This window comes from uncultured Caballeronia sp. (genome assembly GCF_964243625.1).
Taxonomy (GTDB): Bacteria; Pseudomonadota; Gammaproteobacteria; order Burkholderiales; family Burkholderiaceae; genus Caballeronia.
The window spans coordinates 1-14,230 of sequence record NZ_CAXTGZ010000112.1 but is presented as its reverse complement, the minus strand read 5'-3'; the positions used below and the strand labels follow the sequence as shown (position 1 = coordinate 14,230).

Annotated in this window: 9 protein-coding genes and 1 pseudogene; 2 read left to right on the top strand and 8 right to left on the bottom strand. The window is 60.0% G+C overall.

All coding sequences use genetic code 11. The annotated features are described in order from the left end of the window. Positions 1 to 1,472: phosphogluconate dehydratase (edd, locus tag ACFFAR_RS10275; RefSeq protein WP_375507838.1), on the bottom strand; the 1,472-nt coding region annotated here is incomplete at its 3' end. A 273-nt stretch (positions 1,473 to 1,745) separates the two neighbouring features. On the opposite strand from edd, the gene ACFFAR_RS10270 reads away from it, so the two are divergent. Beyond that, the gene (locus ACFFAR_RS10270; protein WP_062169231.1) at positions 1,746 to 2,591 is read left to right on the top strand and encodes a MurR/RpiR family transcriptional regulator; all 846 of its coding nucleotides are present in this window, start codon (positions 1,746 to 1,748) and stop codon (positions 2,589 to 2,591) included. A 143-nt stretch (positions 2,592 to 2,734) separates the two neighbouring features. On the opposite strand, the gene ACFFAR_RS10265 is transcribed toward ACFFAR_RS10270, so the two are convergent. The 5 genes and pseudogenes from ACFFAR_RS10265 to ACFFAR_RS10245 form a co-directional block, all read right to left on the bottom strand. Next, positions 2,735 to 5,431: a YadA-like family protein gene (locus ACFFAR_RS10265; protein WP_174362546.1), complete on the bottom strand. Its 2,697-nt coding sequence runs from the start codon at positions 5,429 to 5,431 to the stop codon at positions 2,735 to 2,737. A gap of 17 nt (positions 5,432 to 5,448) precedes the next feature. Beyond that, positions 5,449 to 5,619 (bottom strand): hypothetical protein, encoded by a 171-nt coding sequence (locus ACFFAR_RS10260; RefSeq protein WP_375507839.1) that lies wholly within the window; start codon positions 5,617 to 5,619, stop codon positions 5,449 to 5,451. A gap of 32 nt (positions 5,620 to 5,651) precedes the next feature. Further along, positions 5,652 to 6,806: pseudogene (locus ACFFAR_RS10255) on the bottom strand (TolC family protein); the annotation flags it as partial. Between the two features lie 665 nt (positions 6,807 to 7,471). Beyond that, the gene (locus ACFFAR_RS10250; protein ID WP_061998514.1) at positions 7,472 to 8,749 is read right to left on the bottom strand and encodes an HlyD family type I secretion periplasmic adaptor subunit; all 1,278 of its coding nucleotides are present in this window, start codon (positions 8,747 to 8,749) and stop codon (positions 7,472 to 7,474) included. After that, on the bottom strand, positions 8,746 to 11,049 hold the full coding sequence (locus tag ACFFAR_RS10245; RefSeq protein ID WP_061998513.1) for a type I secretion system permease/ATPase: 2,304 nt from the start codon (positions 11,047 to 11,049) through the stop codon (positions 8,746 to 8,748). Before ACFFAR_RS10245 ends, ACFFAR_RS10250 begins: the two co-directional genes overlap by 4 nt. A 591-nt stretch (positions 11,050 to 11,640) precedes the next feature. Here ACFFAR_RS10245 and ACFFAR_RS10240 point away from each other — a divergent pair. After that, entirely contained in the window at positions 11,641 to 12,393 is a 753-nt protein-coding gene (locus ACFFAR_RS10240) for a copper homeostasis protein CutC (RefSeq protein ID WP_174362548.1), read from the top strand. A 56-nt stretch (positions 12,394 to 12,449) separates the two neighbouring features. Here the strand turns inward: ACFFAR_RS10240 and ACFFAR_RS10235 are convergent, their stop codons facing one another. After that, positions 12,450 to 12,866, bottom strand: a complete 417-nt coding sequence (locus ACFFAR_RS10235) for a CopD family protein (RefSeq protein ID WP_062000692.1) — start codon at positions 12,864 to 12,866, stop codon at positions 12,450 to 12,452. Between the two features lie 30 nt (positions 12,867 to 12,896). Then, positions 12,897 to 14,174, bottom strand: coding sequence for a glutamate-5-semialdehyde dehydrogenase (locus ACFFAR_RS10230; RefSeq protein WP_375507837.1), 1,278 nt, complete (start codon positions 14,172 to 14,174; stop codon positions 12,897 to 12,899). Between the last annotated feature and the right edge of the window lie 56 nt (positions 14,175 to 14,230).

Sequence of the window (14,230 nt, the reverse complement as noted above, 5' to 3'; positions counted from 1 at the left end):
GTCGCGTTCCAGACCAGCGGACCTCCGTCGGAATGGAACCGCACGATGGCGACAAAATCGCGCTTGAGTTCGCCGTTATCGAACGCTTCCTGCACTTGTTCCTGCGACTCGAACACGATCGCGGGCGCTTTCACATGACGATGCGCGTCGGCCACCGCCGAGATCTTGATCACGCCACGGCCAAGCTTGCCCTGCATCAGGCGCAGCCCGCCGTCAGGCGCGAAGGGCTCCTTGTGGCTGCGTAGCACTTTGGTGTCGTGGCTGGTTTCGGTGCCTTCGACCCATTGCAGTTTTCCGTCGATGAGTTTCGGTTCGCGCGTGTAGTGCTTCAGGCCCTCGCCCGCGACGGTCTTGACGTCTTCGTGCAGCAGCCCCGCGCTGAGCAGGTCGCGCACCAGATACGCAACGCCGCCGGCTGCGTGGAAATGGTTCACGTCGGCCTTGCCGTTCGGATAGATCCGGGCGACGAGCGGCACGGCTTGCGAGAGTTCATCGAAATCATTCCAGTCGATGACAATCCCCGCCGCACGCGCAATTGCGACCAGATGCAGCGTGTGGTTGGTCGAGCCGCCCGTTGCCAGCAGCGCGACGATCCCGTTCACGATGGATTTTTCATCGACCACATGGCCGACCGGCGTGTAGTGCCCGCGATCCACCGTCAACTCAAGCACGCGCTTCGCGGCTTCGGCGGTGAGTGCGTCCCTGAGTGGCGTGTGCGGGTGGATAAAGGCCGAACCCGGCAGATGCAGGCCCATGACTTCCATCAGCATCTGGTTGCTGTTGGCCGTGCCATAGAACGTGCATGTGCCGTGGCCGTGATACGCCGCAGCTTCCGCTTCGAGCAACGCGTCGCGATCGCACGCGCCGGTCGCGAATTGCTGGCGGACCTTGGCTTTATCGTCGTTGGTGAGGCCGCTGGTCATTGGACCAGCGGGCACGAAAATGGTCGGCAGATGGCCGAATTGCAGCGCACCGATCAGCAAGCCGGGCACGATCTTGTCGCAGATGCCGAGGCACAACGCGGCATCGAACATATTGTGGGTGAGCGCCACCGCCGTGCTCATGGCGATCACTTCGCGCGAAAACAGCGATAGCTCCATGCCGGCGTTGCCTTGCGTGACGCCGTCGCACATGGCCGGCACGCCGCCGGCGAATTGCGCCACGCCGCCTGCTTCGCGTGCGGCGTGCTTGATGATGTCCGGATAATTCTTGAACGGGGCGTGCGCAGAAAGCATCTCGTTATAAGACGACACAATGCCGATGTTCGGCTCACGAATCGCCTTGATCGAGATTTTCTCCTGCCCCTCCATGCCGGCGAAACCGTGCGCGAGATTGGCGCAGGACAGCGCACCGCGCGCCGGAAAATGGCCTTGGGCGCCATCGATACGCGCCAGATATGCCGCACGCGTCGGCTTGCTGCGCTCGATCACGCGCTGCGTGACCTTGTTGAGATGCGAATGCGGGGAAACCATCGACACTCCTTCGCCTTACCGGGGATTGAACAGTGCGCGCGGGTGTTTTGCTTTTTTGTGACTTTCCCGTGCGATCGCCATGGATTTTAGTAGAAAAACTACATATTTTCCATCTGGAAAACCCTTATTTCTTTGTGTGGCTTTTGCTGAAAGGCTGAAATTCAGTCGCTTGCCCTGCGGTCAGCCGTCTCGATGAGTGATTTCCTTGTAGTTTTTGTACATTTTGGCCGATCAGCTATAGTCCGTGCAATTCCAGCATAGGCGAGATTACCGATGTTGCTGTCCCAAGTCGAAGCAATGCGCGAGCAATTGCGCCCGTCCGAGCGAAAGCTCGCAGATTACGTTCTGGAGGCCCCGCGGGAAGTTCTCGATCTCGCAATGACCGACTTCGCTGTGCGCGCGGGCGTGAGCCAGCCGACGATTGCGCGGTTTTGCCAGGCGCTTGGATTTTCGGGATTCCGTGAGTTCAAGATCCGGCTGGCCCAAAGCATTGCCTCCGATGTCCCCGCCCCCGCTGTCTTCCGCGATGTCCGCGCCGACGAACCTGCCGCCGGTGTCGCGGCGAAAGTGCTGGACCGGACGATCGGGGCGCTGCTGCAGGTGCGCAACAGTTTGTCGTCGGATAGCGTCGCGGCGGCGATCGCATTGCTCGCAGAGGCACGACGTATCGAGTTTTACGGCGCGGGCGGATCGGGAATTGCCGCGCTCGATATCCAGCACAAGTTTTTTCGGCTGGGCGTGCCGAGCGTCGCGTATTCCGATCCGCATACGTACACGACATCGGCGGCGCTATTAGGCGCGGGCGACGTGGTGGTGGTGATATCGAATACGGGCCGCACGCGTGACATTCTCGATGCAGTGAAATCAGCACTGGCGAGCGGTGCAAAGGTGATCGCGATCACGCATGGCAACTCGCCGCTGGCGCGCATGGCAAGCGTTGGGCTTTTTGCCAACGTCGACGAAGACACGGACATATTCTCGCCGATGACCTCGCGTGTATCGCACCTGGCGATCGGGGATATTTTGGCAGTGGGGGTCGCGCTCGCGCGCGGGCCGGAGTTTGCGGAACGGCTCGCTGAGGCTAAGGACGTGCTGGATAAACGACGCGTGGGAAATTGAGGTACGGCGTTCAAACGAAAAAAAGCGGGTCCTTCCGAAGAAGAACCCGCTTGAAGATACTACGGTACAGCAGAACAATTTTCTAAACTGATTTTCCTGCGGCCCGGTCCTTGTCGAACCGGGCCTCAGGGGTCAAGCTCAACTTACCACTGATACGAAGCACCTGCGCCAACCGTCGTACCTGCTGCGCTCCAGCCTGCACCCACGCGAACCTTGATGTTTTGCGTGATACGAGCCGTGCCGCCGATAGCCGTTGCTGCATAGCCCTGGAACGTGCCGCCGCCGATACCGATCGACAACGTCTTGTTCGCGTCGACGTCCGGGATCATGGTCAGCGCAGTGGCTGCCGCAATACCGCTGTACGCCTTGCGAGCAACACCGCCCACCGCCGAATTCATCTGGTTCAGGTTGACTGCATCCGTACCCTGCGTGCCAGCTGCCACGTTGGTGATCTGACGCTCCTTACCTTCCGAACCCATCGAGACCGTGTTGTCCCGATCCGCCACCGAGCCTGCGCCCAGTGCGACAGCGTTGGTTGCCGGAGCCGTAGCACCGTTACCGATAGCAATCGAGTCCTTGCCGCTGGCGTTCGAGTTACCGCCGATCGCAATAACGCCGTCAGCCGTACCGCTTGCACCACCGCCAATCACAACTGCGTGATCGCCGGAAGCCGATGCGTTGTCGCCCATGGCGATTGCGTCGTTACCAGAGGCCGAAGCTGCAGCGGGTGCACCGTCTACGCCGTTCGCACCGTTCGTGCCATTCGTACCGTTGATGCCGATACTCGTGGAACCGGTCGATGCGATGTTCTGAATCGAATCCTGCAGGGAGGCAACCGTGTTGTTCGTATCGAACAACTGCTTGCCCGTTACTGCGTCGGTGCTGTCAGCCGACAACGTTGCATCCTTCAGGTTGGTCAAGGTGGCACCTGCACCGTCCTTGCCCAGCGTGATCACGTCGTGTGCAGACGTGTCGTACGACACTGCATTCGGCGATGCCACGCCGCCGGCATTGGTGATGTTATTCACCGTGGTTTGCAACTGCGTCAGGCTGTTCGTGTTGTTGGTGACTCGGCCATCAAGATTCGATACTGCGTCGCCAACATTGTGAACCGGCTTGCCATCAACAATGAACGAAGGCTGCGTGATCGTGCCGTCGCCGTTCAGCGCAGCGCCGCCGCCGATAGCCGTAGCCAGACCGCTCGCCGCGTTGTAAAGCTGCGAACCGTTGACTGCGTCGACGCTCGACGAGGTCAAGTCGCCGTTGGCTACACCGGTGATCTTGCGAGTATGAGCATTGCTCGACACGTTGATCACGTTACCGCCAGTGTTTGCACCAATGGTGATGTCACCGTCCGTGTTGTCCTTCTGCATGACCAGACCTGCGCCTGTCGTCGTGTTGATCTGCGTCTTCACGTCGTTCAAGCTCGTGTCCAGCGAGGTCAATGCGTCGCCCACAGTGGACTGCGTACCGTTCTGGACATGATACGTCGGACCCGTCACAGCACCCGTCGTTTCATTGACGCTAGCACCACCGCCCAAGCCCGCAACCACCGGCTTCAACTGGCTCAACGCCACTGCCGACGAATCCTTCGTACCGGCGGAGATGTTGATCAGTTCACGCGTCGTGTTGCCCGTGCCTGCGAAGTCCACATGGGTGCCGCCGACCGCGCTGGCAACCATGACATCGCCCGTACCGGTTTGCGTTACCAGGCTCGAACCGCCCGTACCGACCGATGCGATTGCTGCATTCAACTGACCGTAGTTGACTGCATCCGTCGTGGTCGTACCTGCTGCCACGTTGACGATCTTGCGTTGCGTACCCGTAGCGGTACCGCCCACGGAAACAACGTTGTCTTGCGAACCATCGCTGCCGCTACCCAGGACCACGGAGTTTGCGCCCTTCGCGGAGACTTGGTTACCCAAGACGATCGTACCTGCGCCCGTTACCGTGTTCTTGTAACCAATCGCGACGCCGTTCGTACCGCCCAGTCCAACGAAGGAGGCATTACCGATCGCAACGGTGTTGGTTTCGGAAGCCTTCGTCGAATTACCGATTGAAACACCGTAGTCGCCAACTGCTTGCGCATTTACACCAATCGCCGTAGAGCTCAATCCGCCTGCTACAGACAGGTTACCGATCGCTACCGCACCAATGCCACCCGCCGCAACGTTCGTTCCGACCGCGACGGTATTGTCGTTGTTCGCGTGAGCGCCCAAACCGACTGCCACCGCATCCGTACCGTCTGCTTCAGTTTGACCCAGCTTGTCGGTCGTTCCGACGGCAACCAAGTCCGACAACACAGGAGCAGCTTGCGCACCCAGCAACGTTGCCGAAAGCCTTGTGCTCTTGACGAGCTGTTGTACCGGCGCTGTTGCGGCGCTCACCAACTGTTGAACCTGTTCCAGGTTGACGGCGTCCGTTGCGGTCGAACCTGCGGCCACGTTCGTGATGCGACGCTGCAGCGCGATATTACCCACAGAGACGGTGTTCTCTTCGTCAGTTGAAGACCCTTGTCCCAGTGCCACCGAGTTCTTGCCGCCAGCGTTAGCTCTCAAGCCAAGGGCGAGAGAATTGACACCAGACGAGACCGAATCACGACCAAACGCCAGTGAACCGGTTTGCGAAGCGTATGCATTGCCGCCGATAGCCAGCGAGTCGGTACCGAGAGCATTTGCGGCCTTGGCGTCAGTTGAGCCAAATCGCAGGTACTTCAGCGCCGGCGTGATCGTGCTGACGGTCGATGACAACGCGTCGAGCTGCTCCTTGTTGACCGCATCATACGGGTCCACGCCATCGGCAACGTTCTTGATCGAAACCGGCGTTCCGGATTTACCCATCGTGACCGACTTTTCACTCAGGTCGTCATACGCAACGAAAGCGTTGGTTGCTTTGCCGTTGTGCCCGCAGCCACGTTGGTGACGCGGCGCTGTTGCGCAATGTTGCCGACCGACACCACGTTGTCGTCGTCGGCGGAAGCCCCTTCTCCCAACGCCACCGAGTTCTTACCGTCTGCGCTCGAGCGCAGGCCGATCGCGACTGAGTTGGTAACTGCGCATACAGCTGGGCCCGCGTTGCAAGGGCGATCGCATCGCGGTGGGCATCGCGGACACGAAATTCCGAATCGAGCTGCAACTGATCGCGCTTGTCGCTGCTCGATGCCGCACGCGAAAGCGCCGCACGCTCCGCCGCGCGCTGGCTGCCGCCCTGGAACGGCGTCCAGGTGAGCTGGAGCATGGTGGTCCACGGCTGCACGTTATTAAAGGAATCGTGCGCGGTCGTCTTGTTGATCACCCAGTTCAACTGCGGCAGCGAAGCTGCCCGTACCGATTTCGCCGTCAGGCTTGCAGCAGCGGCTTCGGCCGTGGCCTGCTCGATGGCAGGATTTTGTGCGACGGCAGCAACGGCGCTGTCGAGTGGATCAAGACGCAACTGCCAGCGCGTGCCATGCGGCATTGCCGTTTCCTGATCGCCAACGAGCTTGCGGGCGTTGAGTTCGAGCGAGCGAACCTGCGCGGCGACTGCATCCTGCGACGTCTGCGCCTGCAGCAGGCGCGCTCTTGCCTGGCTCAACTCGCTCAGGCGGCCTGGATCGACCTTGGTAATTTCGACCAGCATGTCGACCAACGCCGACATCCGTTTCACATAGCTGTCACCGGCGGCGTAGACCGCACGGTATTTTGCGAGATCCACGAGCGTCGACGAAACGTCATATGCATTCTGCTGCTCGATTGTTTTCAGATAGAACTCTGCCGCTTCCGCGGTCTTCGAGCGACTTGCAATATTCTTGCTCGTCTTCCCCCAGTCATACACCATGGTCGTGACGCTGACATTGGCCGAGGCACGGTTGCTGTCATCGAATGTCGTATGGGATCCTGTCAGTGCCGGCGAATTGCCCCCGACCTGAACCTGCGGCCAACGCTGGCCCTTGACCTGGTCGACATCGTATTTCGCGGCTTCCCAGTCATTGCGTGCCTGGCGGATCGCCGCGTTGCGCTCTGCGGCGGTATCCACGGCCCCACGCAATGCGCTGCGCACCGCCTGCTCGGGAACCACGGAACGATCGACCTGCGCTTTCGCACCTTCCTTGTCGTCGAGCCAGTCCGCATAGCCGCGGTCAGCATTGCGCGTCTTGCGCTGACCCTTCACCTCGGCGGGCGTGTCCGCATCCAATCCCGCAGGCGCAGGCCCCGGCTTGATGTCTTCGACGCGCATGGGCGGCAACGCGGACGGCGCGGCCAACATGGTTTTGGAGGGTGCCACGATGACTGGTTCCTGCGCCGTCGCGGCGGATCGCGCCATCTCGGCGCGCGTCGCCTGCAGGTCAGCCTGCATGTCATGCGCGGGGTTCTCTGCAAGCGAAGGACGGATCGGCGAGGCCGATACACCCACTACAACCTGTTGCCGCGCAATCTGGACCGGCCGTTGCGCCACTGGCGCGCTTACTGCCGCCTGCACCGGAACGGTAGGCGCAAAACCCATGTCGGCGAAACCGTGCGGACGCGGTGCCGCGTTGACAGGTGCCGCCGGCGCAATGATCCGCGTAACAGCTGGCTGCACCGGCTGGGCGGTATGCGCCACCGGCGCCAACTCGTTGCCACCGTTCGGCGATGCGCTGATGGTGCGCAATGGCGACGCCACTATGCCCCTGGGCACCGTTGCAGCACCATTCGACAACTGCGCGTTCTGCGGAAGCCACGCCATGTCGTCAAGCGCTGACTTCGCTTTGGCGACCGACGGCAGTGTTGCCATTGCAACCACTCCGGAACCGACCAGCACGCCAAATGACGAAACCAGCGGCCGGCGGCGATAGACATCTTTGATAAGTTTCTCTTCGCCGCGGTCAGGCCGGGCGATGCGTGTTGAATTTGACATGATGCTTATCTCTCGCGGAACGCTTCACGCGATTTGAAAATCGGTTTCAGCAGGTACGAAAGGACTGTCTTTTCGCCCGTGCGAATCTCGACGTTGCCGGTCATGCCTGGAATGATCGGGAGGTGCTTGCCTGCCGCCGTGAGTTCGCTTTTATCGGTCAGGACCTGGACGCGGTAATAGATTGCATCGGCCTTTCCGGGCGCAGCTTTTTCATCGACGAGCGTGTCCGGACTGATGTTGATCACATGCCCTTTCAAGCCCCCATAGATTCCGAAGTCATAGGCCGAAACCTTCACCATGGCCGGCAGTCCCGGCTTGAGGAAAGCAACATCCGAAGGCTTCACGTGTGCTTCGACGATCAACTGGTCCGCGAACGGCACGATGCTCATGATCTGCTGACCAGGCTGGATCACGCCGCCGAGCGTCGTCACCTTGATGTCCTTGATGGTGCCTTTGACCGGCGCCACGAGCGTCGTACGCTTCAGCACGTCGGCGCGTCCAACGAGGTTCTCCTTGGTCTGCGAGAGTTCCAGCTCGAGCCGCGACAATTCGTCGTTGGCATCGGCCTGATACTTGTTGCGGCGCTCAACGATCTGCGATTGCAGGTCGTTTGCACTGCGTTTCATGCGCAATACTTCGGTTTCCGAAATAAGACCGCGTCTGGACAGCGGCTCGGTCATGTTCAATTCGTTCATGGCGAGCGTGTAGCTGCGCTGAAGCGACGACACGCTATCTTCCAGCGCCCGGCGACGGGCCTGATAGGCCATTGTTTCGCTTTGCACGACCGTCTGGTCTGCGGCGACATCGGCAGGAAAAACGAGGGCCGTATGGAACGCTTCGGCTTTGAGGCGCGCCACTTTGCCTTGCAGGCCGATCAGCTTCGACAAGCCTTCTGCGTAGCTCGAGTCGGCACGCTTCGGATCGATATTGAGCAACAGTTGGCCTTTCTCGACCACATCGCCTTCCTTCACGCGCATGTCCGAAAGAATGCCCCCCTCCAGGCTTTGGATGATCTGCTCCCGGCTCACAGGAATGACCTTTCCCTGAGCCTGCGTGACTTCTTCAACACGGGCGAATTTCGCCCAGACCAGACCGCACACCATGATGGCGGCGACCAGATAAAGCACGATCATCGTGCCGGGAATGGATTGCGCCAGCAGCGATTCGCGCAGATCGTTCATGTACGCGGCGTGTGCCGGGTGAATGCGCGGTGCGGCGTTCTTGCGGCGGCCAGCCGGTGTCAGGCCGCGAATCCAGCGGCCAATCTTGGTAAGTGTTTTCATGCTGTTTCCTTCGTGGCGCTCGCGGCTTCATGCCCGGAAGTCGCGTGTGTGACGGCCGGCGTGCGCAACGCGGCCAATACATCTTCTTTCGGACCATCGGTGACGACCCTGCCGCCATCGACCACGATGATCCGGTCGACCAGTTGCAGCAAAGACGGACGATGCGTGACCACGACGAAAGTGGTGTCCTGCGTGGTGCTCGCCAGATCGCGGATGAACGCGGCTTCGGTCTGGGTGTCCATGGCGCTGGTGGGTTCGTCCATCAGCAGCAATTTCGGGCGCATGATCAGCGTGCGGGCCAGTGCGACCAGTTGGCGTTGGCCGCCGGACAGACCATCGCCGTTCTCGCCGATCTGCATGTTCCAGCCACTTGGATTGCTGGCAGCCATGGCGTCCAGCCCGGTGAGCTTCGCGACTCGCAGCAGTTCATGAATGGATGCATCGGGGCGGCCGATCATCACGTTCTGACGTAACGACCCGTAGAACAGGCGGCTGTCCTGTGCGACATAACCTACCGAAGCGCGGAAGTCGGAGGGATCGATTTGCGATACATCGATGCCGTCGCTGAATAGCTGCCCGCTTGTCGGACGGTAAAGATTCGCCATGACCCGCAGCAGCGACGACTTGCCGCTTCCCACGCGCCCCAAAATCCCTACGCGCTCGCCGGCTTCGATCTTGATATTGATGTTCTTCAGGAATTCGGGCGGCTTCATGCCGTTCGGCGATGGATAGTGAAAACCCACGCCCTTCAGTTCGATCGCGCCTGTCACCACCGGACCGTCGAGGTAATCCACTTCCGGATCGCGTTCGACCGGCTTCTTCATCAGAGCGCTAAGCGAATCCATCGCAGCCTTGGCTTGCTGGAAGCGCACGGCGAGACCCGTTACCTGGGCAAGCGGCGCCAATGCGCGGCTCGCGAGGATCACTGAACCGATCAACGCGCCCTGGGTCAGCTTGCCGTCCGAGATCAGGTACACACCGGCGACCACGATCATCACGGTTTCGAACTGGGTAATCCAGGTGACGAAGTTGGTGGCCAGCGTGGAGAGGCGCTTCGACTTCATCGAGGTATCGGAGGCCTTGGCCGAGAACAGCTCCCAGCGCTCCTGCATATAACGCTCGCCACCCGTGGCCTTGAGCGTTTCGATGCCTTCCACCGTTTCGATCAACACGCCCTGCTTCAACGACGATTCACGCAGGTTTTCCTTCATCGTCTTCTTGAGCGGCCACTGAATGAACAGGCTCACGCCGATAATCACCGGAATCAGCGCCAGCGGGATGAACCCAAGCGGCCCGGCGATCATGAAAATCACCGCAATGTAAAGCAACGTAAACGGAAGATCGGAGATGGTTGCAAGCGTTGCGGAAGCAACGAAGTCGCGCACGGACTCGAACTCACGCAACTGGTTGGCGAACGATCCCGATGACGTCGGCTTGTGCTCCATGCGGATGGCCAGCGCCTGCTTGAACAGCATGGCGCCCATGATCAGGTCGGCCTTCTTGCCCGCGACATCGAGCACATGTGCCCGTACGTTGCGCGAAATGAATTCGAACAGCATGGCAATCGCCACGCCGATTGCGAGCGACCACAATGTGACGAACGCCTGGTTCGGCACAACACGGTCATAGACGTTCATGGTGAAGAAGGTGCCGGCAAGCGCCAGCACGTTGATCAGCAGCGCGCCGAGGGCGGCGCTCCAGTAATAACGGCGATAGCGCCACAAGGTGCTCAGCAGCCAGTGGCCGCTTTCCTTGGCTTCCGGGCGTCCGGCCCGCATGTCATTGCGCCCGACCGGTTTCACGAGCATGGCAAAGCCGGTGTAATTCGCCTTGAGCTGACTCACGCCGATTGCCACGACCTTCGAGCCCGCTTCCGGCAGGACGACGAGATAAGCCGCTTCCATTTCGTCTTCGGCTGGCTGCTGGCCCTCTTTGATTTGCGCTGCCGGCTTGATAAGCTTGACGTCGGTCGGCGAGCGGCCGATCAGCACACAACCACCATGGTCTTTTCTGAACAGGACGACGGGCAGCAACATGGGCGAGACTTCGTGTGGCTGGCGTTCGATCACGCCCACCGAAAAGCCCGATTGCTCCATGGCGAGTTGCGCCTGCTTCGGCGAAATAAAACGTCCCGCGGGCAAGCCCGACAGCATGGCCGCCTCGCTGGTCGGCTTGCCGTGATAGGCCGCCATCCATACGAGACTTCGCAGCAGGGTATCGTCGACCTTCTTCGATAACGCCAAGGCGTTGTCATCGTCCGGCTGAATGGGCGTTACTGCGCCCGGTACTTCATTTTTCATGGCTTTTGACTTTTGAGCGCCGGCGTGGATGATGCCCGTTGACCGGCCGAGGTGGATACGTCGCTAAATTGACGTGAAACGATTCGTCGCGGATTGCATTTATTTCAGCGCGTGCATTATCTGTACGGGCATGGACGCGGAAAATCGGAAGCGTCTTAAATACAAGACCGGAAAGGAATCCGTAATTGCTACTGGGCGCACTGATCTAATGCGATGGGTTGATTTTCGTTGTCGATGACTCGGAAAACCATGAGAAACGTCCTAATTAAACAGATGCCGGATAGGCGATTCCAAGAAGAACTTTTTGCAGCAGAATTAACGACTTATGCCGTAGGGAGACGTGAAGTGGAGGTTGCAACGTAAAAATCGCAGGTGAAAACGCCCGCGCCAGATCAGCCGTCGTTTCGCGTATTGAAAGTGCGGCTATCGATTCGTGCCCCTGGTTCCAACGCTGCGCCGGACAGAACGAAAGTCGAGATAAATTTGATCCGAGCGTTATTCAAATCGTGTTCGTATGTCTCGAGCGCACGCTGAAATATCAGCACGGCTGATTTAAGCTGCAACCTGCGCCTTGATCGGGAAAGCCCTTCGATGTCCATACCCTCTGTTTTGCTCGAAATCTGCGCCGGTTCCGTTACTTCATGCCTGGCGGCCCAAGCCGGCGGCGCGAGCCGTGTCGAGTTCTGCGACAACTTGCTGGAAGGCGGGACCACGCCCTCTTACGGCGCGATCCTGAGCGCGCGGGACAAGCTGCAGATTGCGTTGAACGTGATCATCCGCCCGCGCGGCGGCGACTTTCTGTATTCGGGCATCGAATTCGAGGTGATGGAGCGGGACATTCGCGCATGCAAGGAGCTCGGCGTGGATGGCGTGGTGCTCGGGCTGCTCACTGCCGACGGTGACATCGACGTGTCTCGTACGCGGCAACTGGTCGAACTGGCAGCCCCCATGACGGTGACGTTTCATCGCGCGTTCGACGTCGCGCGTGATCCGTTCAAAGCTTTGGAGGACATCGTCAATGCTGGATGCAGCCACCTCCTCACCTCCGGGCAGGAAGCCACCGCACCGCAAGGCGCCGCGCTGATCAACAAACTTCGCGAGGCAGCCGGGGAGCGGATGGTCGTCATGCCCGGCGCCGGGGTGCGATTGAACAACATCGCGCAACTGGTCGCTGAAACCGGGTGCATCGAATATCACACCTCTGCCCGCGCGCCTGTGGCAAGCGGCATGCGGTATCGCAATGAGCGGGTAAAGATGGGGGGGCCGGGGCAGGATGAATATGCCATCGTGGAGACGTCGGCTGAACTGGTGAAGCAGATCATTGCAAAGGCGAATGACGGCTGAAATGCAGAACGCCGGCACTTGCGTCCGGCGTTTCTTCTAGTGCAACAAGCTTGAATTCAGAACGGCTTGAGAACAACCAGCAGTGTCGCGCCAAGCAAACCGAGCACAGGCAGTTCGTTGAACATCCTGTACCACTTGTCCGAGCGTTTGTTCTCGCCACGTGCGAACGTGCGCAGCAGGACGCCGCAGTAAGCGTGGTAAATAATGATCAGTACGACTATGGTCAGTTTTGCATGCATCCATCCCTGACCCTGGCCAATACCCACCACCAGCAAGAGCCATAACCCGCAAGCCAAAGCCGGCACTGCGATGAACGTCATGAAGCGAAACAGCTTGCGCGCCATGATCAGCAAGCGGGCGATGGCCGCCGGTTCCGTTTCCATTGCAAGGTTGACGAAGATGCGCGGAAGATAAAACAGGCCGGCAAACCACGAGGCCACCAGTACTATGTGAAACGCTTTGATCCAGAGCATCTGAGACATTTTCTCGCTTGGTAGGCGGGGTTATTGGCGAACTTCGCCGTGGCCTAGAACCACATATTTCATCGATGTCAAACCGTCCAGCCCGACCGGCCCGCGTGCGTGCAGCTTGTCGTTCGATATACCGATTTCCGCGCCCAGGCCGAACTCGAAACCATCGGCGAAACGCGTGGAGGCGTTGACCATCACGCTTGCCGAATCCACTTCGCGCAAGAAAGACATGGCGCGGTCGTGGTCTTCGGTGATGATTGCATCCGTGTGATGCGAGCTGTAAGTGTTGATGTGATCGATAGCGTCATCCACGCCGTCGACCAGTTTGACGGACAAGATCGGCGCAAGGTATTCCGTATTCCAGTCGGCTTCCGTTGCGGTAACGAGCGGGCCGTCGTAGCGCGCATTGTCGAGTACGGCACGGCTCGCCGCGTCCACGCGCAATTCCACGTCCTTCGCCCTGAATGCGTTGGCCAACATTGGCAGCGCGTCCGCTGCAATCGCGCGTGCGATCAGCAGCGTTTCCATGGTGTTGCAGGTACCGTACCGATGGGTCTTCGCGTTCACGCAAACATTCAGCGCCTTGACGAGATCGGCGCGGTCATCCACGTACACGTGGCAGATACCGTCGAGATGCTTGATCATCGGCACGCGCGCCTCTTCCATCAAGCGCGCGATCAGGCTCTTGCCGCCGCGCGGCACGATGACGTCCACATAATCGGTCATGGTGATCAGCTTGCCTACCGCGGCGCGGTCCGCGGTCGCTACGACCTGCACCGCCTCTTGCGGCAAGCCGGCCGCCTCCAGTCCTTCGCTGATCAGTTTCGCCAGCGCGGCATTGCATTCGAGCGCCTCGGAACCGCCGCGCAAAATTGCCGCGTTGCCGGACTTCAAGCACAGCGCGGCGGCATCGATAGTCACGTTCGGCCGCGACTCATAAATGATCCCGATCACGCCGAGCGGCACGCGCATCTGTCCGACCTGAATCCCGGTCGGCCGGAATTTCAAACCACTGATTTCACCGATAGGATCAGCCAGCGCGGCGACTTGCCGCAAGCCTTCGATCATCGTGTTCAGTGCTTTCTCCGAAAGCGTCAACCGGTCGATGAACGCAGCGTCGTGGCCTTTATCCCGGGCGCGGGAAAGATCTCGCGCATTGGCGTCTTTCAGCGCGGCGCGCTCGCGTTCGATGGCATCCGCAATCGCCGCGAGCGCGGCGTTCTTGGCGCCCGTCGAGGCCCGCGCCATGGCGCGTGAAGCCCGGCGCGCGCGGCGGCCGAGGTCGGTCATGTATTCGTCGATGTTGGTCATCGTCATTCTCTTGGAACGCTGGAGCACCGAAAAGCGCAAAGATAAGCCTGATTCTA